At 60.6% G+C, this 24397-nt stretch carries 29 protein-coding genes and 3 pseudogenes; 16 read left to right on the plus strand and 16 right to left on the minus strand.

Annotated features, from left to right (window positions below; translation table 11 throughout):
- Positions 1-21 precede the first annotated feature (21 nt).
- Positions 22-477 (minus strand): hypothetical protein, encoded by a 456-nt coding sequence (locus P6U28_RS39560; protein WP_407123392.1) that lies wholly within the window; start codon positions 475-477, stop codon positions 22-24.
- Positions 478-866: 389 nt separating this feature from the next.
- Here P6U28_RS39560 and P6U28_RS39565 point away from each other — a divergent pair, with 389 nt between their 5' ends.
- On the plus strand, positions 867-1142 hold the full coding sequence (locus tag P6U28_RS39565) for a hypothetical protein (protein WP_407123393.1): 276 nt from the start codon (positions 867-869) through the stop codon (positions 1140-1142).
- The gene (locus P6U28_RS39570; RefSeq protein WP_407123394.1) at positions 1142-2821 is read left to right on the plus strand and encodes a helix-hairpin-helix domain-containing protein; all 1680 of its coding nucleotides are present in this window, start codon (positions 1142-1144) and stop codon (positions 2819-2821) included. Before P6U28_RS39565 ends, P6U28_RS39570 begins: the two co-directional genes overlap by 1 nt.
- Here P6U28_RS39570 and P6U28_RS39575 read toward each other — a convergent pair.
- From P6U28_RS39575 to P6U28_RS39590, 4 genes are all read right to left on the minus strand, one after another.
- On the minus strand, positions 2779-3108 hold the full coding sequence (locus tag P6U28_RS39575; protein ID WP_407123395.1) for a hypothetical protein: 330 nt from the start codon (positions 3106-3108) through the stop codon (positions 2779-2781). The genes P6U28_RS39570 and P6U28_RS39575 overlap by 43 nt on opposite strands.
- Positions 3109-3543: 435 nt before the next feature.
- Positions 3544-5208, minus strand: coding sequence for an APC family permease (locus tag P6U28_RS39580; RefSeq protein ID WP_407123396.1), 1665 nt, complete (start codon positions 5206-5208; stop codon positions 3544-3546).
- Entirely contained in the window at positions 5208-5543 is a 336-nt protein-coding gene (locus tag P6U28_RS39585) for a hypothetical protein (protein WP_407123397.1), read from the minus strand. The genes P6U28_RS39580 and P6U28_RS39585 overlap by 1 nt, the downstream gene beginning before the upstream one ends.
- Positions 5544-5990: 447 nt before the next feature.
- Complete coding sequence (locus tag P6U28_RS39590) at positions 5991-6491, minus strand: ferritin-like domain-containing protein (protein ID WP_407123498.1); 501 nt, start codon at positions 6489-6491, stop codon at positions 5991-5993.
- Between the two features lie 225 nt (positions 6492-6716).
- On the opposite strand from P6U28_RS39590, the gene P6U28_RS39595 reads away from it, so the two are divergent.
- Together P6U28_RS39595 and P6U28_RS39600 are read left to right on the plus strand one after the other, a co-directional pair.
- On the plus strand, positions 6717-7286 hold the full coding sequence (locus P6U28_RS39595; RefSeq protein ID WP_407123398.1) for a NuoB/complex I 20 kDa subunit family protein: 570 nt from the start codon (positions 6717-6719) through the stop codon (positions 7284-7286).
- A gap of 13 nt (positions 7287-7299) precedes the next feature.
- Positions 7300-8141 (plus strand): annotated as a pseudogene (locus P6U28_RS39600) (MBL fold metallo-hydrolase).
- Between the two features lie 295 nt (positions 8142-8436).
- On the opposite strand, the gene P6U28_RS39605 reads toward P6U28_RS39600, so the two are convergent.
- Positions 8437-8625 carry a hypothetical protein gene (locus P6U28_RS39605; protein WP_407123399.1) on the minus strand — a complete coding sequence of 63 codons (189 nt, stop codon included), beginning with the start codon at positions 8623-8625 and terminating at the stop codon, positions 8437-8439.
- 215 nt (positions 8626-8840) lie between these two features.
- Here P6U28_RS39605 and P6U28_RS39610 point away from each other — a divergent pair.
- The 3 genes and pseudogenes from P6U28_RS39610 to P6U28_RS39620 form a co-directional block, all read left to right on the plus strand.
- A pseudogene (locus tag P6U28_RS39610) lies at positions 8841-8963 on the plus strand (DUF3606 domain-containing protein); the annotation flags it as partial.
- A gap of 81 nt (positions 8964-9044) precedes the next feature.
- Entirely contained in the window at positions 9045-9788 is a 744-nt protein-coding gene (locus P6U28_RS39615) for a gamma-glutamyl-gamma-aminobutyrate hydrolase family protein (protein ID WP_407123499.1), read from the plus strand.
- 4 nt (positions 9789-9792) lie between these two features.
- Positions 9793-11016, plus strand: coding sequence for a carboxylate-amine ligase (locus P6U28_RS39620; RefSeq protein ID WP_407123400.1), 1224 nt, complete (start codon positions 9793-9795; stop codon positions 11014-11016).
- Positions 11017-11080: 64 nt separating this feature from the next.
- On the opposite strand, the gene P6U28_RS39625 is transcribed toward P6U28_RS39620, so the two are convergent.
- Positions 11081-12277: an NADH-quinone oxidoreductase subunit D gene (locus P6U28_RS39625; RefSeq protein ID WP_407123401.1), complete on the minus strand. Its 1197-nt coding sequence runs from the start codon at positions 12275-12277 to the stop codon at positions 11081-11083.
- A gap of 124 nt (positions 12278-12401) precedes the next feature.
- Here P6U28_RS39625 and P6U28_RS39630 point away from each other — a divergent pair, with 124 nt between their 5' ends.
- Positions 12402-12812 carry a patatin-like phospholipase family protein gene (locus P6U28_RS39630; protein WP_407123402.1) on the plus strand — a complete coding sequence of 137 codons (411 nt, stop codon included), beginning with the start codon at positions 12402-12404 and terminating at the stop codon, positions 12810-12812.
- A gap of 107 nt (positions 12813-12919) precedes the next feature.
- The gene (locus P6U28_RS39635; RefSeq protein WP_407123403.1) at positions 12920-13402 is read left to right on the plus strand and encodes a hypothetical protein; all 483 of its coding nucleotides are present in this window, start codon (positions 12920-12922) and stop codon (positions 13400-13402) included.
- A gap of 24 nt (positions 13403-13426) precedes the next feature.
- Here the strand turns inward: P6U28_RS39635 and P6U28_RS39640 are convergent.
- The 4 genes and pseudogenes from P6U28_RS39640 to P6U28_RS39655 all read right to left on the minus strand — a co-directional run bounded on the left by P6U28_RS39640 (position 13427) and on the right by P6U28_RS39655 (position 15465).
- A pseudogene (locus P6U28_RS39640) lies at positions 13427-14276 on the minus strand (SIR2 family NAD-dependent protein deacylase).
- 50 nt (positions 14277-14326) lie between these two features.
- On the minus strand, positions 14327-14761 hold the full coding sequence (locus P6U28_RS39645) for an NUDIX hydrolase (protein WP_407123404.1): 435 nt from the start codon (positions 14759-14761) through the stop codon (positions 14327-14329).
- A gap of 58 nt (positions 14762-14819) precedes the next feature.
- Positions 14820-14984: a hypothetical protein gene (locus tag P6U28_RS39650; protein ID WP_407123405.1), complete on the minus strand. Its 165-nt coding sequence runs from the start codon at positions 14982-14984 to the stop codon at positions 14820-14822.
- Entirely contained in the window at positions 14956-15465 is a 510-nt protein-coding gene (locus tag P6U28_RS39655; RefSeq protein WP_407123500.1) for a DUF2243 domain-containing protein, read from the minus strand. The genes P6U28_RS39650 and P6U28_RS39655 overlap by 29 nt, the downstream gene beginning before the upstream one ends.
- A 349-nt stretch (positions 15466-15814) precedes the next feature.
- Between P6U28_RS39655 and P6U28_RS39660 the strand changes: the two genes are divergently transcribed.
- The 4 genes from P6U28_RS39660 to P6U28_RS39675 all read left to right on the plus strand — a co-directional run bounded on the left by P6U28_RS39660 (position 15815) and on the right by P6U28_RS39675 (position 16812).
- A complete protein-coding gene (locus P6U28_RS39660) occupies positions 15815-15982 on the plus strand; it encodes a hypothetical protein (RefSeq protein ID WP_407123406.1) in 168 nt (55 codons plus the stop codon).
- 36 nt (positions 15983-16018) lie between these two features.
- Entirely contained in the window at positions 16019-16183 is a 165-nt protein-coding gene (locus P6U28_RS39665) for a hypothetical protein (RefSeq protein ID WP_407123407.1), read from the plus strand.
- A 23-nt stretch (positions 16184-16206) separates the two neighbouring features.
- Positions 16207-16401 carry a hypothetical protein gene (locus P6U28_RS39670; RefSeq protein WP_407123408.1) on the plus strand — a complete coding sequence of 65 codons (195 nt, stop codon included), beginning with the start codon at positions 16207-16209 and terminating at the stop codon, positions 16399-16401.
- 192 nt (positions 16402-16593) lie between these two features.
- The gene (locus P6U28_RS39675) at positions 16594-16812 is read left to right on the plus strand and encodes a DUF3072 domain-containing protein (RefSeq protein WP_407123409.1); all 219 of its coding nucleotides are present in this window, start codon (positions 16594-16596) and stop codon (positions 16810-16812) included.
- Here P6U28_RS39675 and P6U28_RS39680 read toward each other — a convergent pair.
- Positions 16786-17136 carry a hypothetical protein gene (locus tag P6U28_RS39680; RefSeq protein ID WP_407123410.1) on the minus strand — a complete coding sequence of 117 codons (351 nt, stop codon included), beginning with the start codon at positions 17134-17136 and terminating at the stop codon, positions 16786-16788. The genes P6U28_RS39675 and P6U28_RS39680 overlap by 27 nt on opposite strands.
- 190 nt (positions 17137-17326) lie before the next feature.
- The gene (locus P6U28_RS39685; protein WP_407123411.1) at positions 17327-17899 is read right to left on the minus strand and encodes a DUF1236 domain-containing protein; all 573 of its coding nucleotides are present in this window, start codon (positions 17897-17899) and stop codon (positions 17327-17329) included.
- A gap of 471 nt (positions 17900-18370) precedes the next feature.
- On the opposite strand from P6U28_RS39685, the gene P6U28_RS39690 reads away from it, so the two are divergent.
- Entirely contained in the window at positions 18371-19102 is a 732-nt protein-coding gene (locus tag P6U28_RS39690) for a DUF3750 domain-containing protein (protein WP_407123502.1), read from the plus strand.
- Positions 19103-19258: 156 nt separating this feature from the next.
- Here P6U28_RS39690 and P6U28_RS39695 read toward each other — a convergent pair whose 3' ends face one another.
- Positions 19259-19825 carry a chemotaxis protein CheB gene (locus P6U28_RS39695; RefSeq protein ID WP_407123412.1) on the minus strand — a complete coding sequence of 189 codons (567 nt, stop codon included), beginning with the start codon at positions 19823-19825 and terminating at the stop codon, positions 19259-19261.
- Positions 19826-19927: 102 nt separating this feature from the next.
- Between P6U28_RS39695 and P6U28_RS39700 the strand changes: the two genes are divergently transcribed.
- Positions 19928-20617, plus strand: coding sequence for a Crp/Fnr family transcriptional regulator (locus P6U28_RS39700; RefSeq protein ID WP_407123413.1), 690 nt, complete (start codon positions 19928-19930; stop codon positions 20615-20617).
- A 596-nt stretch (positions 20618-21213) separates the two neighbouring features.
- Positions 21214-21963, plus strand: coding sequence for a Crp/Fnr family transcriptional regulator (locus P6U28_RS39705; RefSeq protein WP_407123414.1), 750 nt, complete (start codon positions 21214-21216; stop codon positions 21961-21963).
- Between the two features lie 681 nt (positions 21964-22644).
- On the opposite strand, the gene P6U28_RS39710 is transcribed toward P6U28_RS39705, so the two are convergent.
- Both P6U28_RS39710 and P6U28_RS39715 read right to left on the minus strand, forming a co-directional pair.
- Positions 22645-23964, minus strand: a complete 1320-nt coding sequence (locus P6U28_RS39710; RefSeq protein ID WP_407123415.1) for a PQQ-dependent sugar dehydrogenase — start codon at positions 23962-23964, stop codon at positions 22645-22647.
- Complete coding sequence (locus P6U28_RS39715) at positions 23961-24395, minus strand: DUF2231 domain-containing protein (RefSeq protein WP_407123416.1); 435 nt, start codon at positions 24393-24395, stop codon at positions 23961-23963. Before P6U28_RS39715 ends, P6U28_RS39710 begins: the two co-directional genes overlap by 4 nt.
- Between the last annotated feature and the right edge of the window lie 2 nt (positions 24396-24397).

Below are 24397 nucleotides of genomic sequence, written 5' to 3' on the forward strand. Positions count from 1 at the left end.
AACCGTCCTCTGAGGAGCAATTCACAGTTGCGACGCACGTTCCTGGCTGCCAATCGACTCCCAAATTGGACGGTGGGTCAATATCGTGGACCGAATGACACCTGATATGAACTTCGTAGTCCTGTCCCTTGGCAACACGGGGGCGATCATGGCGGCGCATGGCGCGTGAGACGGTGATCCTGCTTTCAGATCGCGATGTCGCGCGTAAGTCATGGCCAGATCGAGATTGGGGCCACGTGTGGACAGCTCCTGGTTAGCAATCATTGCCTCGAACCATAGCAGATCGAGGGCAAAGTAGATCGAGCGGTCCTGGTCGCCTCTGCCGAGGTCTGCCTGCAGCTCGGTGAAATCGGTGCGGCCCTCATGGGTGACGACGACTTCGCCGTCGACGATGGCTTGTCCCTCAATATCGAAGGCGGCAGCGATTGTCGAGAATCTGCTGACCAAATTATAGCCGTTGCGGGCGTAGGGCGGCAACCGTCGCCGTTGATCCGGAGCTTGATGCGATACCCATCGTATTGACTTCGTGAGTCCATGTACAATCCGGAGGTGCGTTCATCTTCAGGGCCGCCAGTTGGGCGCTGATGAACCCCGGCATCTGCTGGCTTCTCGACGGAGGCGTCGCTCTTGGACGCATCGCCACGCTACGCAATTCACAAAAAACCGCCGCCGGGTTGGGGCCGGCGGCGGGCAGTCTCCTACCTTACTCAACGAGTCTCGCAACTTCGAAGGCGGCGAGGAGTTCCTACGGCCTCGCTGGTTCTCAAGCTTTCCAATATGAGCGACCCGGCCCGTGTTTACTGCAGTGCCAATAAGGCCGGTCCCCCGCATCGAACTCCGGACCTCGGCCCGCGTTGACTGGCATCATGTCAGACGCATTCGACTACTTCCGCGCCTACGCCGTTCGCGCCCTCTGCAAAGCGAGAGCGATGCCGCGTGGCAAGATGAAGCATCTGCAGCTGGTGGCAGGTCGGATCTTCAATCTCCTCAAGAAAGAGGCGGCCTACGGTCCCAATATCCACCACCTGGACGATTTCCGTGTAGCTCAGAAGCTCGAGCGCTCTCTCGATCGACGGCGAAGTAACCGCGCGGGCCGCCCTACTCCGGCGCCGCCGCACAGCGTGGACCGGGAGGCTCGCTGATGCCTTCGCTCGACGCTCGCGGTGTAGCAAGTCTCCTGCGAGAGTACGCGCAGCGCACCGCCTTGCGAGGCGGCAATCCCTACCGGGCGAAAGCCTACTCTCGGGCCGCTGACAGCCTGGCGTCTCTGGTCGTTCCTCTGGACGTGCTCATCGCCGAAGATCGTCTTACGGAGATCCCGGGCGTCGGCGATGCGATCGCCGACATCATCGCTAAACTTTACAAGACGGGCACCCATCCCAGCCTGGAAAAGCTCAGGACCGAAATACCAGCTGGCGTGCTCGAGCTGCTTTCTGTACCGGGATTGCGACCCGAGAAGGTGCTGCGGCTCTACAGGGATCTCGGTATTGCCTCGCTCGCGGAACTGGAGGCCGCCGCCAAGGACGATCGCATCAAGAAGGCGAAGGGACTCGGTGCCGCGCTGCAGAGCAAGATCCTGCAGAACCTCGCCATCGCCAAGAGCGCAGAAGGCCGCCTCCACCTGCACCGCGCCGCCGCCCTGCTCGCGCACGCGAAGAACTCCATCCGGAGGGCTCGGCCCGAACTCAAGCGCGTGACGATCGCCGGCGATTTCCGTCGAGGCTGCGAGCTCGTCGCCGACCTCGCCATCGTTGCGGAGTCTGACAAATCAGACAAGACAGCGATGACATCGTCCGAAGGACTGCAAGTCCGGGTGTCCGACCGCAAACATTTCGGCGCGGCCCTTCTCTTCGCCACCGGCTCCGCCGCTCACATCGCGCAACTCCAAGCCTTGGCCGCCGAGAAGGGCATGCGGTTGGACGCTCACGGCCTGCACAAGGGCCGCGCACTGATCGCCGGCGAGGAGGCTGACATCTACCAGGCTCTCGGGCTGCCCTTCATCGATCCCGAGCTAAGGGAAGGCCGCGACGAGGTCGAGCTGGCCTTGAAGGGCAAGTTGCCGAAGCTGGTCACCGACAAGGACCTGCGCGGAATCCTGCACTGCCACACCGATGCTTCCGATGGGACGGAGACTCTGGAGACCATGGCGAAGGCAACGCGCCAGCGCGGCTTCGAGTACTTCGGGGTCGCCGACCATTCCAGGTCTGCGCACTATGCCGGAGGTCTGTCGGTCGAGGAGATTCGGCAGCAGCACCTGGAAGCCGACCGGCTGAACGAGCGCTTCGGCAATGATTTCCGGATCTTGAAAGGCATCGAGTCCGACATTCTGGTGGATGGGTCGCTCGACTATGACGATGAGGTGCTTGAACGTTTCGACTTCGTCGTCGCCAGCATCCACGGCCGTTTCAAGCTGGACCGCAAGGCGCAGACCCAGCGCCTGCTGCGGGCCATTTCAGATCCTCACACGACGATCATTGGCCACATGACGGGGCGGCAGCTTCAGCGGCGGCCGGGCTACGAAATCGACGTCGAGAAGGTGCTGCGGGCCTGCGCCAAGCATGACGTTGTCGTGGAGATCAACGCCCACCCATGGCGGCTCGACCTCGATTGGCGTTGGCACCAGGCGGCCCTCGAATTTGGCTGCATGCTGAGCATCAATCCGGACGCGCACTCGATTCCTGAGCTCGACCACATGCACTGGGGCGTCGAGATGGCCCGCAAGGGCGGCGTCCCCGCTGACCGCATCCTGAATGCGATGACGCTTCCCGAGATCACGCGCTACCTGCACCAGAAGCGGCGCTCGCTCGCCCGCGCTGCCTGATGTCGCACGCGCTCGACCTTTCGCGCGAGGGAAGGGTGATTGCGGTGGCTGCCGATCGCGGTCACCACTTCAGAAAGCCGCCACGGGATCAGATCGTTCTGGTGGAAGGCCACGGTGTCGAAGGCGACGCCCACGCCGGTCCGGCAATTGGAAATGGGATACGCCGTCCTTCCCGATCGCGACGACGTCGCCCCGGCATCGCCGCCGAAGTCGGCGGTGGCGAGTACGCTTCGATCCCAAAAAGTCGTGCTGGACGTCGCGACTACGAAAGCTTGGTCGAAGGCCATCGCATTACCAAGATCCGCGCCGTGAAGTAGTTGCCGATGGCGCACACCTCACGTGAAGCGCCTGGCTGGCCTACTTCGCACCCCGGACGGCGCTCGAATATCCAAGGGATCAAACCATAGGAACGATGGTTCAAGGCGAGACTTGGCTTTGCATGCGTTTTCGACGCATGAGGCTCTCCCGTGGATAGCCTGAGCGGCCCCAGCCCTGGACCAACGTCCAGGCCTGGGGTCGTTCGTTCTAGACGGGGCCAAGATCAGCCGCCTCTTGTTACGCCTCGGCGCCTGGGAACGGCCCTGGCTTTGGGGACCTCGCACGTGCGCAGGTTCGTTTGGAGCGGGCTTGGGCCGGCTTCGCCAACCGAGGTCAAGCCTGGTTGTCACTGACGTACGGGTCGCACCAGCTGGACGGCCCTTTGAAAAGCTCGCCTGGTACCTCTAGCTCGCCACTTCGGGTCGCCCACCACTTCTGCTTGTCGGCCGACGGCGAACCGCGCTGGCTTGCGCAGTGCATTTACTCCGGGGATCGTGTTTCGCTCCATGCCGTATGCGAAGCGGTACATTGATCACCGTCAGGTCTTCATCTCCCATTCGGAGGAGTCGTGAGCGCAGACGGGCCGCCCGATGCGTATGCAGAAGGTGCTGGTACCAGCGATCCTTCACCACGTCTGGAATCAAGACTGCAATGCGCTTGCCCGGATGGTCGGTTTTGATCTCGTTGATCAACTTGACCATGGGGACCTGCAGGTTTCGATACTGGGATTGCAGTATTACGAGACGGGGCGGCGACATCCCTGCCCGGCTCAGAGGCTCTTCCAGTTGAGTCCGCCAGCGCTCCTCAAGTCTCCGCCGCTCTTCTTCCTGATCCGGCCCAGATAGCTTCAGAAGATGGATCGCTGTCACGTTCGGCGAGATGCTCATTGCGAAGGTGAGGGCATTTTCGCTTAGCTTGGTCCAGCTCTCGAACGCGACCACGGCAATGGGTGCGCTCAACGTGCTTAGCTCGATGGGCGCAGCGGCACGAAGCTCGTCGAAAAGCCGATCGTAATAGCTTCGTATGCCCTTGAGCAAAACGATGACGATCGGAAGCACCAGAATTGTAATCCAGGCCCCTTCAAGAAATTTTGCAGCCACGATGACAATCAGAGCTAGGCCTGTCGTGAGCGCTCCCACCGTGTTCACGGCAAGATGGGTCTTGTTTTCCCTGGTTGAATGTCCGGCTGCTATGCTCCTGCGCCAATGCCAAACCATCCCAGCTTGGGACATCGTGAACGTCAGGAAAGCACCGATCGCAAAGAGCGGGATCAACCTGTCGGTAATCCCTCCGAATGCAATCAACAGAATTCCGGACGTCACTGCCAGGTAGAGGATTCCGACGTCAAAGACCAGCCTGCGGCCTGCGATGGCGAATGATTTTGGCAGAAATCCATCTTCGGCGACGACCCGGCAGAGGCGAGGGAAATCTACGAAGCTGGTATTGGCTGAAAAGGCCAGCACGCAGAGGAGCGATCCGATTGTCGTGTAATAGAGAACGCCTTCCCCCACCACCGCGGCTGAGATCTGAGAGAGGACGCTGCGATATCCGTCTTGTTCTTGAGACATCGCAGCGATCCCATAGGCGCGAGCGAGAAACGCGATCCCAAGCAGAAGAATGCCCAGAATGCCGACGATGGCAGTCAGAGTTCGATGCCCGTATTTCACTGCGGGCTCCCGGAAGGCCGTCATGCCGTTAGAGACAGCTTCGACGCCAGTCATCGCGGTGCAGCCGCTGGCGAAGGCGCGCAAAAGCAACCATAGCGTCGCCGCCTCCGTCGACTCTCCCATTGGTGGCGGCGGCACGATGGCTTGTGGATGACCGCCGGACGAGAGCGCTCGATAAATTCCGAGACCAATAACACAGCCGAAGCTCACAACGAACAGGTAAGCCGGCAATGCGAACACGCGTCCGGCATCCAAGGTGCCGCGCAGGTTGACCAAGCTGACTATGGCGAGGATGGCCAAACAAAGAGGAAGGATATATGGATGCAGCGCAGGCGCGGCGGATACCAAGGCGCCCACCCCTGCGGCAATCCCAACCGAGACGTTGAGGACATAATCCACCATCAGCGCAGCCGCAGCCAGGAGACTGGCGTTCGTGCGAGATTGTCTCTCGCGACGATGTACGCGCCGCCGTTGCTGGGATAGGCGCGGATGGTCTGCCAGTAGGAAGCAAAAAGAATCGCCAACAGGGCCACTATCGGCAACATGACCCAGCCGGTATAGGATGTCGCACCTGCTCCCAGTGGGATCAGGATCGAAAGCGCGGCTTCGGGTCCATATGCGGACGAGCCAAGCCCGTCCAGTCCCATCGCCGGCACCCCTTCGAAGGCCCCGATTTTCCGCTCGCTGAACTCGCGATTGGCTAACCGTCTGCCGAGAATAAAGTCGAGTACGCTCACAGAAGTATCCAGAAATAAGAGACGAAAGGAGGTCTCTTAAAAACGACTGTCTATTGTTCTTTCGCCAGTCTCGCGTCTCTGTATCCGCCTCCTTCAACCGGCAGCCCCCTGCTCGCTCGCCCGGTCGCAGGCATGCGGAGCTCCCTCCTGGGTGGTTGGACTGCTAACCAATCTGACGCAGTGGTGAATATTCCTCATTTTGGAGAGGCTCGCGGACGGGCCCAGCTGGTGCCCGCTACGGAGCAGGAGCTATCGCCATGGCATGCAAACGTCGATGCGTCATCAAGGCGGCGGTTGCCCTGCGGAGCCAAGACATGCCAGCGTTCATGTCGCCTGGGAGAAGCAATGCGGCGGGTGAGATCTTGTGGACCGAAGAGGATCCTGGCCGGCCGCAAGCGACGACATCTTGATCGGTGCAAGGCAAACCGGCGATCTGGTGCTCCCCTCCTACGATGCCGCATGCCGCTGATGGGCCAGAAACTCCATCGTCACCTTCTCGACGTTTGAGTCGATCCACGTCGCCATACGCTGCTCTTCCTTCAAAGATGCCTCCAGTTCCGCCTTGGCCTCGCTGACTCCGGCGGCGCCGCAGAGCGCAATGAGCGACTTGTAGGCCGCGATCTCGAAGTTCTCGAATGCATTGTTCGCGAAGGTATTCTTGAGGATTTCGTCATTGGCAGCCGAGTGGGCCATCGCCTGCATGTTGGCCATGACTGACTGCGCGGTGTCCTTGAGGCTGGACGTGCTCTCGCGGCAGAATTCCAGGCACCGCTCGAGCCGTTTCAGCTGCTCGTTGGTCTCCTCAAGGTGAGCTGCAAGCTTCGCCTTGACCTCCGGATACTCGTCCAGCCGTTCCGACTGCCTTTCCATCAACTCCCTCGCCTGCACCTCCATCGCATGTGCATTGCGTAGTCCAACCACGAATGTGTCGCGCGCGGCATTCGTCATGTACTGTCCTCCTTTTGACTGTTTCCTTGCGCAACGGCGGCCCGCAGTGATCGTTCCAAAGCCGCACAATCCGCCTTTTAGCTTCCGCCTTTCCGAAACAGGACAAGCGCTTAACATGCGATAACCGAACATCAAACACATAGGCCCATGCAGGAACGCTCCTGTAGAACGCCTGTTCTCCGCCGGCTGACTTTTCGTTTGAGCCGACGGCGTCCCGAGGGCCCAATGAGTAACGCTCCTCCGCAGACCGATATTCCCCACGATCTGAGGCGACCTGGCAACGGCGCGCCAGCGAATTCGTCAGATCCGTACTTCATGCAAATTCGCGATGATCTCGCCGACAAGGGGTTTTTCACCGCCACGGCGGAGGAGCTGATCACCTGGGCCCGCACCGGATCGCTGATGTGGATGACGTTCGGGCTCGCCTGCTGTGCCGTCGAGATGATGCAGATGTCGATGCCGCGCTATGACGCGGAGCGCTTCGGCTTCGCACCGCGAGCGTCGCCGCGGCAATCCGACGTCATCATCGTGGCGGGCACGTTGACCAACAAGATGGCGCCCGCCTTCCGCAAGATCTACGACCAGATGCCGGAGCCTCGCTACGTCATTTCAATGGGCTCCTGCGCCAACGGCGGCGGCTACTATCACTACTCCTATTCCGTCGTGCGCGGCTGCGACCGCATCGTACCCGTCGATATCTACGTTCCGGGCTGTCCGCCGACTGCCGAGGCTCTGCTCTATGGCGTGATGTTGCTTCAACAGAAGATCCGGCGGACGGGCACGATCGAACGATAGCTGCAGGCAGGACATGACGCAGATCCCTCTTTCTTCCAGCGCAGAAGCCGAACAGGCCGGCTTCGATCTCGATCGAAATGACGACACAAGGCAGATTGTAGCCGATGTCGCCTACCGGCAATTGGCCATCGTCAACGTCATTTTCGTCGGCTTCGAGCATGCCGGCGACGGAAATTGGGTACTGGTCGATGCGGGCATTGCGGGATCTGCCCGGGCGATCCGCTCCGCGGCAAGCGCACGGTTCGGTGGCAGCGGTCGTCCCGCCTGCATCATCTTGACGCATGGTCATTTCGACCACGTCGGCGTGCTCGAGACGTTGGCCAAGGAAGGGACGTACCGGTCTATGCGCATGCGGCCGAGCATCCCTATCTGGACGGAACGCGCGCTTACCCGCCGGCAAATCCTGGCGTCGGCGGAGGCCTGCTCGCATTGATCTCGCCGCTGTTTCCCACCCGGCCCGTCAATGTCGCATCACGCCTCTACGATCTTCCCAGCGATCACAACGTGCCGTTCATGCCGGAGTGGCAGTGGATTCACACGCCGGGTCATACGCCAGGACACGTCTCGCTCTGGCGAGAGCGCGACCGCGTCTTGATCGCGGGCGACGCATTCATCACCACACGGCAGGAATCGGTCTATTCAGCGGCGACGCAGGCGCCTGAGATGCATGGACCGCCGATGTATTTCACGCCGGATTGGAAGAGCGCGAAGGAGTCCGTGCGGGAGTTGGCGGCGCTTGCGCCGGAGATCGTCATTACAGGCCACGGCGCTGCGATGCATGGGCCTAAGATGCGAGCTGCGTTGGAGACGCTTGCCGCACGTTTTGATGATGTCGCCGTTCCCCACAAGGTATAGCCGCGACCCTGGCCTGCACCTCGGTCTGCGAATTTATGCCCAAGGAGCGGGGTCGGCGCTGTGGCAGCGCGAGCTGGTGCCCGATGCAGGCGGAGCTGGCCCGGCGGCGGCATCTCGCATGCAAAGCGCGCGGCAGACGCCGCATCGATCCGCCTCAACATTTGCAACGGATTGACGCCGCTGATGTAATCGACCCCGCCGACGTAATGCGCTTTAACTTGGGCACTAGAAGAAGGCCTCCGGGGTCGGACCAGAGGCCTTCTGGCTCACTGGGTTACATCCGCCCTAGTGAACTTCACTGCGATTGCCGAAGCTCTCGCTCGATTTCCAAGGCTTGCTCTGGGTTGCGGACCTTCTTGAGAAATTCGTTCTTCTCAGTGCCGACCGGTTTGGCGGTCAGCTTACTCCTCATGAGCTCCGCGAATCCAACCAAGCGGTGCTCCAGAGAAGTTGTCTGCCTGATCCGCCTGCGCTTCACCCCCATAGCATTTCCTTTTCTTGATTTGATGAGGATATGCAATTGGGCACTAGGCCCCCACAACACAGGTTAATCTTAGGCGACCGCTTTATCTGAAGCGAGGATGCAACCACTTCATAACAAATGTTAGTAGCTGGCAGTCGATATCGAAGCGGAGCAACCATTCTGCACAATTGCTGTTTTACAAAGCACAGACGCACGAATAGAGGCAGCCGAGACATTTGCACGAGCCCCGTCCCACAATCGATCCGCACGACCCCGCCGCCTGCACTAAATGGGCGCTTCGCTTGGGAACAAACGTCAGGGAGCTCAAGGCTGCGATTCATCAATTCGGCAGCGCCGCGGATGCGGTGGCCTACGGGCTCCAGCAGTGGCGACAGCGCGCCTCGTCCCGGCAGTGGCAAGCGCGCACTGGCGCGCCGCAGGTGGGCATTCTCTCCGACACGATGGTTGCACGCGGCGAGCATCTGTCGTCAGTTGCGATGATTTGCGTGAATGCCATCGGGCTCGTCGCCGGAGCCGTGCCGCGGATCCTGCCCGCGTCTCGCGAAGCCGACATCGACGCCTATCTCGATGGTCTTGACGGTCTCTTCGTGGGCGGCGGGCAGACCAACGTTCATCCATCCCGTTACGGCCAAACGGTTGACGAGGCTCGCGACGGCCCATTCGATGAATTCCGCGACGAAGTAGCGCTGCATCTGATCCCGCGCGCGCTGGCACGGGGCATTCCCGCACTCTTTGTCTGCCGCGGCATCCAGGAGCTGAACGTAACTTTTGGCGGTACGTTGGCGAAGGAGCCAGATGGCCTGCCCGAAGACCAGCGCCACGGCACGCCCGATGCGGACAATGAAGATGCGCGCTACCGGCTGCGGCAAAAGGTGAGGCTGCGCAAAGGGGGGGGCTTGCAACAGGTCTGCGGCGCAGACGCCATCACTGTGAACTCCCTGCACAGCTTCCTGATCAAGGATCTCGCACCGGGGCTCATCGCGGAAGCGGTGGCGGAGGATGGCTCGATAGAGGCCGTTAGCGTCGCAGGCGCCGGCGCTTTTGCGCTCGGCACGCTGTTTCATCCCGACTATTGGGCAAGCACAGATCACGCATCAGCGCGGATCCTTTCCGCCTTCGGAGATGCGGCTAGCCTGTACGCAAAGACAAAGGGGACAGCTTAGGGCTATGCACCGCTACCGCTTCGGCATCGAGGAGGAATACTTCCTGGTCAACCGGCAATCCGCAGCCCCTCGGTCCGAGCTGCCGAAGGCCTATATGACGGCAGCTCAGAAGCGCCTCGGCGAACGACTGACCACCGAGATACTGCAATCGCAGATCGAGGTCGCAACTCCGCCGCTGACCAATTCCGCCGATGCCTTGGCTGAGCTCGCGCGCTACCGCTCCGTCCTCGCCGAAGTCGGTAAGGACCACGGTATCCGCATCATTGCCGCCGGCACGCACCCGCTGGCGCAGCCGCAGCAGCAGCGCATGACGCGCAAGCGCCGTTACAGTAAGGTTATCAGCGATCTCGGGATGGTCGGTCTCGGCAACCCCATCAGCGGGCTACATGTTCATGTCGAGGTGCCGGAGCCTGATCTGCGGGTCGAGATCATGCACCGACTGGTACCGTTCCTCCCGCTCCTGCTGGCGCTGTCGACCTCCTCACCGTTCTGGTGTGGCTACCCAACGGGGTTGCTGGGCTACCGCAATGCCGCCAACGACGCCCTGCCCCGGACCGGCTTTCCCGAGATGTTTCGCAACCTCGCCGAATACGAGACTTACGTGAAGACATTGGTCGACGCTGGCATCGTCCCTAACGCAACCTATGTCTGGTGGGCCTTGCGGCCATCCCTCCAGCACCCCACCCTCGAGCTGCGTATCACCGACTGTTGCACGGCGATTGCGGACTCGGTCGCGATCGCGGCGCTGTTTCGTGCGCTAGTCAGGCACGCCGTCCATCATCCCGATCTGAATGCGAACCATTCGGCAGTCCACCGCGCGCTGATCGAGGAAAACCGCTGGCGGGCGCAGCGCTACGGGACCGATGGCACCTACATCGATCTCGTGTCGTTGGAGCCGATCTCGTTCAGAAGCTGGCTGGACGCAGTGACCGCCACGCTGGCGCCCGATATCGAGCATCTCGGCGTCGAAGACGACATCCAGCATCTCAAAACCATTCCGAAGCGAGGCACCTCGGCGCATCTTCAGCTCGAATATTTCCGCAGCTTAAGGAAGTTCGGCCGCTCGCCGCGGGAAGCAATCGGCGACGTGACGAAATGGCTAAGGACCTCGACGGAGATCGGCAATTTCACTGCGAGGAATGACGAGCCGAAGACGGCGCGGGAGCGTTTCGCAACACCGGTGTCCTTAGGATTGGAGACAGCTTCAGGTGATATCGTGTCCAAGTAAAGGTCAAAGCGATCTATTCGACATGGCACTGAGTAAAGACCTGGGGTCTAATGTTACACGACTCTCACCGATCGACCTCGCCGAACACGATGTCCAATGAACCCAGAATCGCCGAAACATCGGCGAGCAGGTGCCCCCTGCAGAGAAAGTCCATCGCCTGGAGGTGCGCAAAGCCCGGCGACCTGATCTTGCATTTATAGGCTTTATTCGTGCCGTCCGAGACCAGGAAGACGCCGAACTCGCCCTTGGGAGCTTCGACCGCGACATAGATCTCGCCGGCGGGAACGTGGAAGCCTTCGGTGTAGAGCTTGAAATGATGGATGAGGGCCTCCATCGAGCGCTTCATCTCGCCGCGCCGTGGCGGCGCGACCTTGTTGTCCTGCACGAGAACCGGGCCGCCTCCGCCTGGAGACTTCAGCTTGGCGATGCACTGCTTCATGATGCGGACTGACTGCCGCATTTCTTCCATGCGGATGAGATATCGGTCGTAGCAATCGCCGTTCCTGCCGATGGGGATGTCGAAGTCCATCTCGGCATAGCAGTCATAGGGCTGGGCCTTTCGCAGGTCCCAGGCGGCTCCAGAGCCGCGCACCATGACGCCCGAGAACCCCCACGCCCACGCCTGCTCCAGCGTGACCCTGCCAATATCGACGTTGCGCGCCTTGAAGATGCGGTTAAGCGAGAGCAACCGGTCGAGATCGTCGACAACACGCAGGAACGGATCGCACCAGGCCTCGATGTCATCGATGAGCTTCGGAGGGAGATCCTGGTGAACGCCGCCAGGTCGAAAATAGTTCGCATGCATACGGCTGCCGGACGCGCGTTCGTAGAACACCATGAGCTTCTCGCGCTCTTCGAAGCCCCACAGCGGAGGCGTCAAAGCGCCAACGTCCATGGCCTGGGTCGTGACGTTGAGCAGGTGCGACAGGATGCGGCTGATCTCGTGATAGAGCACCCTGATGAGCTGCCCGCGCCGCGGCACTTCGATGCCGATCAGTCTTTCGATCGCAAGGCAGAAGGCATGCTCCTGGGTCAGCGGAGCGACGTAGTCGAGCCGGTCGAAATAGGGGATGGCCTGAAGATATGGTTTGGCCTCGATCAGCTTCTCGGTGCCTCGGTGCAGCAATCCGATATGGGGATCGACGCGGGCGACGACTTCGCCATCGAGCTCGAGGACGAGCCGCAGCACGCCATGCGCCGCGGGATGTTGAGGACCAAAATTAATGGTGAAGTTTCGCAGGCTGGCAGACTGTTCGGGCATCCTGATTCCGTTCGAGCTGACGCGGGCCTCACCCTAGAGGAGATCTGCACCCAGCGGCTTCACACAGGTTAACGGATCGCTCTATTCGCGCGCCTGCGTGCCGGATCGGCATGTTGGAACGCCGATGCGTGCGCGACGTTCAATCGACATGGGTGCGGACCAACCTCTCACGGCCATCGTCTTCGCCGGGGGCCTGGGGCTTGGCGCCTACCACGGCGGTGCCTTCGAAGCGTTCGCCAGCCTGTCCCTGCCGCTCGATTGGGTAACCGGTTCATCGGCGGGCGCGATCACGGCGGCATTAGTCGCCGAGAGCCCCCATGCCGATCGACTGCAGAATTTGCGCAGCTACTGGCATGCCGCAGGCGGTCCGTCCCATGGGCCGAATATCAGCCGGCATCCGTTTGCGTGGCTTAATGCCATCAACACGCGCCTGTTTGGCCAGGCTGGTTTCTTTCATCCACGCCTGCCGATCCCGGCATCTCACTTCGGCGGTCTCTACGATCTCGGCCCGACGCGCGAACGCCTAAGGGCCTGATTGATTTCGGACGCCTCAACAGCGGCGATCCCCGCATCACCATCTGCGCCACCGATGTCGAAAGCGGCGACGCTGTCCTGTTCGACTCTGTTTCAGCCAGGATCGAGATGGATCACATCCTGGCCAGTTGCGGCTTCCTCCCCGAATTCGCCCCGGTGCAGATCGCCGGCAGATGGCTCTGTGACGGCGGTTTCTCGCTGAACGCGCCGTTCGATCCGGTCCTGGAAACCGCAGGCTCGCTGCGCCTCTACGTCATCGACCTGTTTGCGCGCGACGGGAAGGTCCCCGACGGCCTCGAAGCCGCGGCCGAGCGAAAAAGCGATCTGACCTTCGGCAACCAGACTTTTCTGCGCCTTCGCCTTGCCCTGGAAGCCCGCAAGCTTCGCGCCAAGTTGCAGAATCTCGACCGCGACGACGCCCTCTTTCTCCTCAGCTACCGCCCCGGCGCCGAGGAAGCCGGACCAGAAAAATCCTTCGACCTCTCGGCAACAGCCATGGCGCAGCGATGGCAGGCAGGGCTTCTGGACATGCAACAGGCCGCGACGATGACCTGCATTCCAAATGGAATCTGCAGCGTCCGCCGGCCATGAATCCCACCGCGGAGCAACACGGCTTTATGCCAGACGTTGGCGGATATCCAGCAGGAAGCGGTTGAGACCTTCGTCGGCAGCCATTCCCTCCGGCGGCGCAATCGTCGTGATTCCCCAATTCGCCAGCACGGCCTCCTGCACCGGGTTGCGCTGCGCGACGAACACAAAGGATTTCGGCCGATCTTGGCGATGCCCGGACTCCTCCCATGTCTGCCAGATCCGGTGCAGCAGCAGCCGTATGTTCGGATCCGACATGCTGTATCCGATGAACAGCAGAGTGCTTCCCAGGGCATCAGCGCGAAAACGGACGTCGAGCGGAGAGTCGAACGCGAGGCGGTTGAGGAAGTCGGTCTCGGTCAGGACCAGCGAGGCATCATCGTCGAAGTCGCCATGAAACTTGATGATGTGGGTGACGCCGGTCGCCGCACTCGCGATCTCCTTCGCATTGCTGATCTTCGCGTAGGGCTTTTGCAGCACATCGAAGGCAGTCTCGAGATTGCAGTCGTAGTTCGTCGTGTAGATGACGGGAAAGTCGAGCTCGACAATAGTCCGGTGGAGCTCTGACGTCGCGATCCTGTTTGGATCGACGCGCCAGTTGCGGTCGAGCCAGCTGCGGAGCGGGCCGATGCCGCCGCGCTTTAACCGGTAATACTCCGCCAGCATCTGATATCCGCCGTGCATTCCCTCGATGACGTCGCCTTCGAGACCTAGATCATCCAGCAGATGCTCGATCAGCGTGCCACGATGGCAATCCCACCGCCATCGAGACTCCGGCGCCGACGAACAGGATGGCGCGGCGCCGCCGGATGGCAGCGGCAAGCACGTCATGCGGCGACTGCTGCTCAGCGACGAGTCCTGCTAATGGCTTGTTCATCCAAAGGGAATGAATGTGCAGGCGGCGCGTTCCTATAACAGGGGTGCCTCTCACCCCGCCAGGATGGGCGTGCTCTTCCCGGTCTGCGCCGCGAAGCGGTTGATCAATCGACGAAGCTGCGCCTTGTGCACCAGACGGGCGGCCGTTTCCGCCGGGACCCGGATAGCCTCCCGCTCGCCCTTCTCCGGCCACCAGCGCTCCTGACCATGCACCTTCATGGGAAAGACTGCGACGTTCAAGGTCCACTTGCGCTCACCCTTCCGCTTGCGATGCTTGAAGCTGCCAAGCGCGCGCTTTGCCACGACTCCGATCAGGCCGGCCTCTTCACACGCCTCCAGCGCAGCCGTATGATGCGGCTCCTTGTTGCGCATAGGCGATCCCTTCGGGACACTCCACCGCCGCTTCCGCCGTGTCGTGATCAGCATCACGTGCAACTCGGAATTGTCCACACGAAACGGCAAAGCGGCGAATTGTTTCTTGCCCATTGAGCGCCTCCAGTGAAGTGATAAGCGATTCGCAGAAGCCGTGGTTCCTTTGCGCCGGTCAGAAGGCGGCAAAGCAATGCAACTGCAGGAGATCGTCCAGCGACAAGCCGAACATGACGATGCGAAGCGCCGGCGCTATCGCAATTGCGAGCAGCAGCAGGAAGATCAGGTATACCGCCACTGGTGGTGTGTACTTAACGAACCTGTAGGCGACCTTCAGCATGCACGCCCTCCCGTACGCCAGCTCGCGCCATGGCGGCGCCTATCACCATCATCGCCGCCCCCCACAACAGGAAGCCGATATCCCAGAAGATACGCTGTCCCTCGGGCACCGCTTCGTTCACCCGATGCAGCCCGAGGATCTCGTGATCGACCACGCCTTCGACCAGATTGAAAATTCCCCATCCAAGCAACACGGCGCCGATACACTGCCCGCTTGTCCACCGTGGCTCGCTGCCGCGCGACCGCTGCCAAAGCGAATAAAGCCCTGCGAGCACGAAAACGTACGCCGCGCTATGAAAGATGCCATCCCAGGTCGTGTTCAGCCTGACGTTGTCGAGAGAGTTAAGGGGATACCAGCCGCTTAACATATGATGCCATTGCAGCAGCTGATGGAAGACAATGCCGTCGAAGAAGGCGCCAAGGCCAAGTCCGAGAAGGACGCCTGCGGATGTGGGAAAGCCGGCTGGTCTGCTGTGTAGCATCTGATGAACTCGTCTGGGACCGCGATGTGAAAGCAAGGACAAGGCGTTCTTCACGCCGCCGTTCCTACGGCAAGCTACATGCGTTGCGCAGACGATTGAAATTCGTGACCCTGCGGGCTCGCCACTAACATGCGTTAAATGGAGGAGTGCTCCACGGTGAGAGCCAGCGCCGCGCCGTCATCTTGATCGGTCGATAGGAACGTTCAACGTAGCGAAGCGTCTGTCGCTCACACGCGGAGATGAACATGCTGAGAAGATCATTCCTACTTGCCCTCGGAGGGCTCGGGCTTTCGACCTGCGCCGTTCAGGCCCGGACAAATCCGCAGAGGATTTCAGGACCGCCGACCTCATGGGCGGCGCGTTCGCCATGCAAACGAGTCAGCTCGCGCTGACCCGCACTGGCAATCCCGGCGTTATCAACTTTGCGAACGCGGAGATTGCAGAACAGGTGCAGGTGGCAAGCGCGCTCGGCGCCGCCCCAGGCTCCGCGCCCCTGCGGCCGGACCATGCATGTTGACGGCTTCAGGCCACGCCCTCGGGCCCGTTCGACCGGATGTATGTACAAGGACAGATTCGGGGCCATCACGAACTGCTGGCGCTCAACAATTCCTACCTGAGGTCTGGCGGCAATCCGAAGGAGCAGCAGGTCGCGCAGATGTCCCTTCCGATCATCCAGCGGCATCTCGCCATACTGAGCAGTCTCAGGGAAATGGCCTAGCGGGGGACAGAAACGAGGCTGCCATGGCATACGCTTTGTTCAAGGACGAGGAAAAGCTGAGCCGGACGTTTCCAACCAAAAAGGAAGCTCTGGAGAAAGCGGAGCAGGCCGGGCTGGTCGAGCACCCCGGGGGCCAGCCCGCGCTGCCTTGTTCGGCCGACCCAATCCCCCACGACTATGCAGATCTCGACTGGACGCCGGACAAACCGGCATCCTGATCCTGAGCGACGTTAACAACCCTGCAGCCGTGCGGCGTGTGGAGACGATGCTCTGCCAACGTCCTCCCAAGAACTTCGACTCTTCTTTCTTTCAGAAAGAACAAATTTCTTTGAGAAAGAGCAAAAGAACAAAAAGGGAACTGAGAGCCGAGACCAACGTTGGTAAGGGAGATTTGTAGAAGGAGATTCGTCATGGCTGACAACACGCAGAAGGACCCGAAAGATTGGGTGTCCGGCGACGATCCGATGACGGGCGCGCAGGAATCCTATCTCGCCACGCTGGCGGAGCAGGCCCACAAGCCCGTCCCAAAGGAGAAGCTGACCAAGGCCGAAGCCTCCGAACTTATCGAGAAGATGAAGCATGCGGCGGGCCTGGAGCGCCCTTCACGGCGCAGAGCTGGCGGGTCGTGACCAGAGCCGCCAGCATCCGGCATATCGCTGAATCAGGCAGCGCCTGCGCAGATCGGCGCAGGATGAATGCAAAATTGATTGATACGCGAATTGATGCACGCGGCAGGCTTGCCGATCACGCGGACCGCTTGCGCTTGCGCGCAATCCAATGCGAGTGCCGGGAAGGCAAAGCCCAAGCTCGATGGCACGGGACCTGATCGACGCAATTGGCCGTTTCAGCTTCACGATCATCAACGTCAGGCTCTTTCCGGTTTCGCACATGGTGCGAAGCAGGCGGTCGTCGTCTTCCGACCAGCGTTGGTGGTCATAGGTGCGGGCAGCCATCGTCAGCGCCTCTGAGGCCGGTGAGGCAAGGCCAGATCATAAGGGAATAAGAAGGGCCCGGTCTGGGGCTGTTGGCCGGGTCAGTTGAAGGGCGGCTTGTTACGCTGCCGCCTGTCACAGAGATAGTTCACGCACATCGCGTTTCAATCATTTTGCGGATTTGTAATCGTGAGCCTTGAGATGCACAGGGTCATCGCACATTGGCGATGATGGCGGCGACGCGCCGGGAATGCTGATCGACGATGACGAGATCCTTGCCCGCAAGCAAATACTGATCGCCCCAGAATCCGTTGAGCACCTGCGTGGCTTCAGGCGGCAGGTCAGCGGTCTTGGTCTGTTGCGGGACGGATGTGCCGACCATCATCTCGAAATTGGGACGATCCATCGCGGGCCCTTGCGCGGACGAGATGATCGAGCGAAGCTGCTGGCGCTGCTGATCGGAGACTGTCGCAGGCGCAGTGCTCTGTTGAATTTGCCGCGCGCGCTTGCCCGACGACTCCTCGACGCCGGCGGGATCCTGCTTCGCAGTTGTGCTGATCGCCTCGCGCTGCGTCGGAACTCCCGTACCGACGGTGGTTGCGGGCGCGTTGCTGTCTGCGCCCGTCGGTGGGCGGCCGAGATAATCGGTCATCCCGAATATCTGGGGCACTGCAAACCAGACCGCAAATCCGACGAACAGGATCGCGGCGAGCGCCGATCCCCACATCATCACCTGGCGGGTACCATCTCTCTGCTCGTCGCGGGGAAGATTTGCGGCCATCATGCATCGCTCCGTTGCGACTGGCCAACCCGTGCGTCACGCCGCCGTTCCTATCGGCTGTCTGGCGGAAGCCAAACAACATCGCCGGTTACGGCAAGGCGCCGCTTCTCGCCCCTTCCATCGAATGCGGCTTGTCGAGAAAATACTTGCGGTTGCCGGTACGGCTTCGGCGTACTGGTCAAGGGCAACGACGATGGCCTAGACGGGCGCGTGGCACCACCTTCCTACGTTGCCCCGTGGCGGACGTCCTGAAGAGGCGCTAACTAAGCCAACCGGCAGCTGATGAAGAGAGACGGAAGTCTGCGGAGCGACAAAGAGACAGTAGCGATAGCAATGGCACCCGGGGTTCCGCTATTCAGGGCAAGAACGTGACCTATGCCCGAGCTCGCTAGCCCCGCCTCCCATATGGCGGCGGTACCAGCCCGAACTATATGTCATTGTACGTCCCACCGCGCATTCCCCTTGAAGAAGCCATTGCTCATCTTTCTATTCCTCATCTTCGCGCCGATTGCAGCATCCGCAGCGCGCTACTTTTGGCTGGGCGACGGCCGGGGGAACTGGCAGACAGCCGACCGCTCGAGCGCCGGACTGTTGCCTTCAGCGGCGGCGCATCCCCAAGCGGTTATCCGGGTCTTTGCTGCACGAACTGTCCGCTGGCGCAGCATCTTCGCCGTCCACACCTGGATTGTTGTGAAGGAAAAGGACGCAAGGTCCTACACCCGTTACGACTACACGGCATGGGGTGAGCCGATCCGAACCAATGGCTTTGCGCCAGATGGCCGATGGTTTGGCGCCGTGCCGGAAACGATCGTGGCTGTCGACGGCGAGCGCGCGGAAGCGCTTATCCCCAAAATCCGGTACGTGATCGAAAACTACAAGTTCCGATCCTATGGCGATTACAGCGCTTGGCCAGGTCCCAACTCGAACACTTTCGTGCAGGCGGCTCTGGATTCCGTCCCGGAGTTGCGAGCAGTCTTGCCCCCCACCGCGATCGGCAAGGACTTCCCTTATGACGGCCGTTGGGTCGGGATCACCCCATCGGGAACGGGTATTTTCGTCACCCTCGCGGGTTATGTCGGCGTTACCGTTGGCTGGGTCGAAGGTGTCGAACTCAACTTCTTCGGCGCAGTCCTCGGCTTCGATCTGCGGCGCCCGGCACTCAAGCTTCCTGGCCTCGGCCGCGTCGGAGTTACTGCCGGGCTCTGAGCAGAGGGTCCGCCAGTTGATTGCTAAAGCCCTAAAGACAAGCAACGAGCGGCTCGATGCCTATTACGAATCCGCGTGCCGTTAGCCGGCGGCTCCGCCCTGCTTGAAGCCAAGCTGGTCACGCGATGCGCTTGGGCCCTCACCGTTGACCAACCCCTATGCCGCGCGCTCCCGCGCCTCCTCCCAGAGGTCCGGCAACATATTCAAGACGCGGGCCATCCCCGCTGGCGCGCAAATAATTTCTGCCTTGCCAAAATCAATCGCAGCGCTCGGCATCTCAAAGCGGCGAGAACTGCGATCTTGAGCCATGGTGACTCCGCCGCCCTGCCTGACCACGCGAATGCCTTCGATGCCCGCGGGGAGCATCCCGCTAAGCACGATGGCAGCTGTGCGGCTGCCGAAGCGAGCGAAAATGCTTCGGATCATCTGGTCTCCGGAGGCCAACCAGCTGGCTGACGGTGCGGGAAGCACGTCGATTTCGATACCGGTGAGAGTCAGGAGAATGCCTGTTCCAGGCGGAGCGAGATAAATGCCTTTGAGGCTCGTCAAGGGTCCTGCCTCAGCCCATCGCACCGGCAGGCTTGTGTAGCACGCCAGGGTCTTATCCAGCGGTAGCGGAACGCGCGGCAAGTGCTGCGCGATGAATAGCGGGATTGGAAAATCGGTCCCGAGGGCGCCGATGATTTCGATCAGAGCTGGAATGCCGCCGGCCGACGCAATCATACCCACGGCTCCTGGACAGGAACGATCTGGGAATGCGCTGCTTGGGACAGAGACCATTGTAATCCAGATTACATAATCAATCCTGTCGCGAGGAGTTCCGCTTTGGACAACAAGCTTCTGGCAAAGCTTCCCGCGCGGGAGCTAGATCTGATCAAGCCCCATCTTCAATCTGTGGACTTACGCTACATGCAGGTGCTGGCCGAGACCGATGAACCGATTAACCATATGTATTTTCCCACCCGAGGTGTCCTCTCCATGGTGAACGAGCCGGAAGACGGAGACATCGTCGAGTTTGCAACAGTCGGCAATGAAGGGATGTCCGGTGTTCCCCTCCTTCTCGGCACATCGACCATGCCAAGCCGTGTTTTCGTGCAAGTCGAAGGCGCTGGCTTTCGCGCGGACGCCAAAAGGATGCTCGACGTCCTGAAGGAGACGCCGATATTTCACGCCCGGCTGATGCGCTACATCATGGCGCTTCTCAACCAAGTCGCTCAGGGAGCGTCGTGCAACCGACTTCATGAAGTCCAGGAGCGGTGCGCGCGTTGGCTGCTGCATACCCACGATAGGGTCAACGGCGAGAGCTTTGTGCTGACCCAGGAATTCCTGAGTCAGATGCTCGGGGTACACCGTCCTACAGTGACAATCGCCGCGCGGATGCTCCAGCAAGCTGGGTTGATCCGATACAGCCGTGGCCAAATCGAAGTGATCGACCGGCCCGGTCTCGAAGCCGCGGCATGTCCATGCTACCGCTTGATTATTGATCAATATGCTCGGTTATTGGACGAGACCTGACCTGCTCGAGCGACGATCGCAGAACTTGGTAGCCCTCCGCAGCTGCAAGCCATGAGGCTCGCAGCAGGGGATCCCTGGCTCCCTCTGCGGCCATGATGCAGCGCATGTGAAGGCGACGAAATCGCAGGGTGTCATTCAGGAATCTCTCGGTGGCTGCAGGCCCGAAGAATTGATCCATCCTTGTTCCCGCCGTTGCCAGAGTGTCTGCCCCTTCTTTTCAAGCAACAGCCGGCTATCCGGTTTGAGCATCCGTGAGAGCAGGCGGTACCAGAGCAGAAGGCATTTCATGCCGTGGGTTAGCGGGAAATCGGCACAGCGTCGGTCATGTACCGAACGGATGACTGGAAGATAGTGGCGAATACAGCAGTCGCGCCGCGCAAACCTCTGCGTTTGTCAGTCGGCTAAGTTGCGGAATCGCGCCGCCGCGAATCGGCGTATTGCCGGAGAGATCCGACCTCGTCGGGGTAATCGGCTCGCTGCTTACGACCTCCGTTACTTAACATACTTAAATACCCGTAACCCGGGAAACGGCTACATTGATTGGTCAACGGGCAAGAGATGAGCGTGCTCCGCCTGCGAGGCGAAGGAGCATTGCAATGCCACACAAGAAGCTGATCGAGCGCTTGCTTGCCATAGGTAACCTCTCCAACAACGAGCAGGCAGCGTTAGCCGGTCTTCCCTACACGGTGAGCAACCTGGCGAACGGGGACATTGCCGTGCATCAAGGTCGCCAATCGTCGGGGTGCACGGTCGTGATGGCAGGCTTCCTGTCACGCCAAAGGGTCATTTCCGATCGAAACCAAATTTCGGCGTTCTACGTGCCCGGAGATATTCCTGATCTTCACACGTTGCACTTGCCGATGATGGACCACGATCTGTGCAGCACCGGGCCGTCGACCGTCGCCTATGTTAGCCATGCTGCAATCAGACAGGTGTTGCGGGACTTTCCTGGGCTCACCTACGCCTTCTGGGGGGAAACCGTTGTTCACGAAGCCATATATCGCGAATGGGTGGAAAACTTGGGCGCGCGCCAGGCGCTTCCCCGTGTCGCTCATCTGATCTGCGAGATGGCCACCCGACTGAGGCAAGTTGGCTTGGCGAGGGAAGGCCGAATTGAACTCCCGTTCACACAGGCTGATATCGCCGATGCCTGCGGCCTGTCGATTGTGCATGTCAATCGAACCATCCAGGAACTTCGTCGTCGCGGGCTGTTGGAGTGGGAAGGGAAAGCAGTCAACCTGCTTGTGCAAGACAACCTTGAGCTACTTGCCGAATTTGATCGCAGGTACCTACGTTGCACACATCGACCTAATTCGTCCGTGCTTGATTCCTCCACCACCATCTAGCCTTGGAGCCCTTCAGCGACATCGGAAGGCTGAAGCTTCTCCGCCGCTGTGGGCCTCTACAGACATCGGTCCGCCAGCCGCTTAGACGTGGCGAGCTCGCGATTATTCGCATGATGAAGCGGACGTACGACGAGCACATATCCAAGTGCGACAGAGCTCAGTCAGTGGTCAGGCATGATGCCGGTTTTGGTATTCCCTAAATCCTGTACAGCTTGGTTCATTGTACTGTCGTTGACAAAACCACTTGCCGCCGATGACGAGCTCGGATTTGTCCGCTCGTTAGGGGTATTGCCCAGCCGGCTTCCTGTCGTTCTATGACTGAGAGCATTGCTCGTGTTTGGTCCGGGCGACCCTCCACTCCCGTTCACCGATCCAGGAGTCGACATCGACCCAGCGGCCGTGCTGCCCGAGCCAGCACCGCCACCGGCCCCGCCGCTGCTTTGTGCATGGACGATGGTGTTTAATGCGCTGAGGAATAGTACGGCCACTCCAGCCCGAGCTCTCATGGCAGGACCCTCATTGTGCTACGCTGACAAGTGCGAGGGTTCGCGGGCGTTCCAAGGAGCGAGCCGATGTTCGCCGAAGACGTCCCTTGCTGACAATCCGACGGCCGTTTCTCAGCGACAGGGACGCGTCGTCTGCATCAGGGTTCGATATGCGGCGAGTGTTGCCCCCGGGGTCCTAGTGCTCTGGCGTATTCGCACTGATGCGCCACACCGCGTTGCCTGTATCGTCGGCGACGAGTAGCGCGCCGGTACGGTCAAGTGCGACACCCACGGGCCGGCCCCGCACCGTGTCGTTGTCGTTGCCGAGAAATCCTGTGACGACCGGGACGGGTTTGCCCTCCGGCCGCCCGTTCACCAGCGGCACGAAAATAACCTGATAGCCGTTGACAGGGCTGCGGTCCCAGCTGCCGTGCTCGCCGACAAAGATGCCGTCACCAAATTTGGGTGACAGCTTCTCGCCTTTGCTGAACGCAAGACCAAGGGCGGCCACGTGCGAGCTTAGGCCGTAATCGGGCTTGATGGCCTTGGCCACGAGATCCGGCCTTTGCGGATGGACACGTATGTCAACATGTTGGCCCCAATAGCTGTAGGGCCAGCCATAGAAGGCGCCCTCCTGCACCATCGTGAGATAATCGGGCACCAAGTCCGGGCCGATCTCGTCCCGCTCGTTCACGACCGCAAACAACCGCCCGGTGTCGGGATCGATGGCGAGATTGGTCGGATTCCGTGTGCCCGACGCAAAAATGCGTTTTGCACCCGACGAGCGATCCACCTCGTAAATCGCTGCCCGCCCCTCTTCTGCGTCAAGGCCGTTTTCGGTGATGTTGCTGTTCGAGCCGACGCCGACATAGAGCTTGGATCCATCCGGACTGGCGACCAACGATTTGGTCCAGTGGTGGTCAATCGGTCCGGCTGGAAGGTCTGCAAGCTTCGTACCTGGCTCAGTGATCTTGGTCTCCCCGAGCGTGTACTTGAAAGCCATGATCGCGTCCGTGTTGGCCACGTAGAGCGTGCCGTCCACATAAGCCACGCCATAGGGCGAGTGAAGGTGGTCGACCAGAATCGTCTGTTCTTCCGGCTTTCCATCTCCGTTGGCATCGCGAAGCAGGGTGATGCGGTTGCCGCCCTTGCCGGCTGTGCCGGCTCGCGCTTTTACCTTGCCTTGGATGAAGTCCTTGGGCCGGAAGGGTGTGGTGCCGGGACTGTTACCCTCCACGACCAGGATATCGCCGTTCGGCAAGGGATAGACGATACGGGGATGCATCAGCCCCGTCGCCATCGCCTGCACTTTCAACCCATCAGTGGCCGTCGGCGTCTCCCCTGGCTTCCAGCCAATTTCCTTCGGGACGCTCATGGGCGGCAGCAGATAGTTCTGGGGCCCCGGGAGATAGGGATCAGCCCCGTATTGCCGCATGGGATCACCGCCCTGGTCGCCGCAGGCGGTCAGCGCGAGCAGAGTGCAAATGGCTGGCAAGGCACGAAGTGCATGAGTCACGGTCTCTCTCCGATCTCGGTCGTGCGAACCGTGCTCACCTTCCATCCGTTGAAGGCGGCCATCAGCAGCAGAATGGTCACAATTCCGGAGATCGAGATGCCCTGAGGCACGACTGAGGTCCAGGCGTCACGGCTGTGAATGAAAACGTTCAAGAGCGAGAGAAGTGCGGCCAGCGCGACGAGCGCGAAGGCGATCCAGTCGATCCGCCCCGCCCGGCCTGCGATAAAATCGACTATCAGGGCAATTGTCGCGACGAGAGCCAGAACCAGGCCAGCAGTAATGAGCCAAGCCGACAAATTGGCCCACTGCCCGTTTGAGGTTTCCCAGTACATGAGGTCGGTGACCAAGGCGGCAATCAATAGGGTCGCTCCCGCGCAGATGAAGCCGGGGTGCAGCAGCGATTTGGGACTGATTCCGGGCGATCTCGCCATGT

The organism is Bradyrhizobium sp. STM 3561, from assembly GCF_045571455.1.
In the GTDB taxonomy this organism is placed as follows: Bacteria; Pseudomonadota; Alphaproteobacteria; order Rhizobiales; family Xanthobacteraceae; genus Bradyrhizobium; species Bradyrhizobium vignae.

Coding starts and splice junctions, on each gene's coding strand:
- P6U28_RS39580 (WP_407123396.1), bottom strand. CDS start 5,208: ATGGTGGATTATGTCCTCAACGTCTCGGTTGGGATTGCCGCAGGGGTG.
- P6U28_RS39570 (WP_407123394.1), top strand. CDS start 1,142: ATGCCTTCGCTCGACGCTCGCGGTGTAGCAAGTCTCCTGCGAGAGTAC.
- P6U28_RS39665 (WP_407123407.1), top strand. CDS start 16,019: ATGTATGTACAAGGACAGATTCGGGGCCATCACGAACTGCTGGCGCTC.
- P6U28_RS39565 (WP_407123393.1), top strand. CDS start 867: ATGTCAGACGCATTCGACTACTTCCGCGCCTACGCCGTTCGCGCCCTC.
- P6U28_RS39630 (WP_407123402.1), top strand. CDS start 12,402: ATGCGTGCGCGACGTTCAATCGACATGGGTGCGGACCAACCTCTCACG.
- P6U28_RS39695 (WP_407123412.1), bottom strand. CDS start 19,825: ATGATTGCGTCGGCCGGCGGCATTCCAGCTCTGATCGAAATCATCGGC.
- P6U28_RS39670 (WP_407123408.1), top strand. CDS start 16,207: ATGGCATACGCTTTGTTCAAGGACGAGGAAAAGCTGAGCCGGACGTTT.
- P6U28_RS39575 (WP_407123395.1), bottom strand. CDS start 3,108: ATGGCCTTCGACCAAGCTTTCGTAGTCGCGACGTCCAGCACGACTTTT.
- P6U28_RS39645 (WP_407123404.1), bottom strand. CDS start 14,761: ATGGGCAAGAAACAATTCGCCGCTTTGCCGTTTCGTGTGGACAATTCC.
- P6U28_RS39635 (WP_407123403.1), top strand. CDS start 12,920: ATGGATCACATCCTGGCCAGTTGCGGCTTCCTCCCCGAATTCGCCCCG.
- P6U28_RS39675 (WP_407123409.1), top strand. CDS start 16,594: ATGGCTGACAACACGCAGAAGGACCCGAAAGATTGGGTGTCCGGCGAC.
- P6U28_RS39660 (WP_407123406.1), top strand. CDS start 15,815: ATGGGCGGCGCGTTCGCCATGCAAACGAGTCAGCTCGCGCTGACCCGC.
- P6U28_RS39705 (WP_407123414.1), top strand. CDS start 21,214: ATGCCACACAAGAAGCTGATCGAGCGCTTGCTTGCCATAGGTAACCTC.
- P6U28_RS39590 (WP_407123498.1), bottom strand. CDS start 6,491: ATGACGAATGCCGCGCGCGACACATTCGTGGTTGGACTACGCAATGCA.
- P6U28_RS39655 (WP_407123500.1), bottom strand. CDS start 15,465: ATGCTACACAGCAGACCAGCCGGCTTTCCCACATCCGCAGGCGTCCTT.
- P6U28_RS39605 (WP_407123399.1), bottom strand. CDS start 8,625: ATGGGGGTGAAGCGCAGGCGGATCAGGCAGACAACTTCTCTGGAGCAC.
- P6U28_RS39715 (WP_407123416.1), bottom strand. CDS start 24,395: ATGGCGAGATCGCCCGGAATCAGTCCCAAATCGCTGCTGCACCCCGGC.
- P6U28_RS39650 (WP_407123405.1), bottom strand. CDS start 14,984: ATGCTGAAGGTCGCCTACAGGTTCGTTAAGTACACACCACCAGTGGCG.
- P6U28_RS39620 (WP_407123400.1), top strand. CDS start 9,793: ATGCACCGCTACCGCTTCGGCATCGAGGAGGAATACTTCCTGGTCAAC.
- P6U28_RS39625 (WP_407123401.1), bottom strand. CDS start 12,277: ATGCCCGAACAGTCTGCCAGCCTGCGAAACTTCACCATTAATTTTGGT.
- P6U28_RS39680 (WP_407123410.1), bottom strand. CDS start 17,136: ATGGCTGCCCGCACCTATGACCACCAACGCTGGTCGGAAGACGACGAC.
- P6U28_RS39685 (WP_407123411.1), bottom strand. CDS start 17,899: ATGATGGCCGCAAATCTTCCCCGCGACGAGCAGAGAGATGGTACCCGC.
- P6U28_RS39595 (WP_407123398.1), top strand. CDS start 6,717: ATGAGTAACGCTCCTCCGCAGACCGATATTCCCCACGATCTGAGGCGA.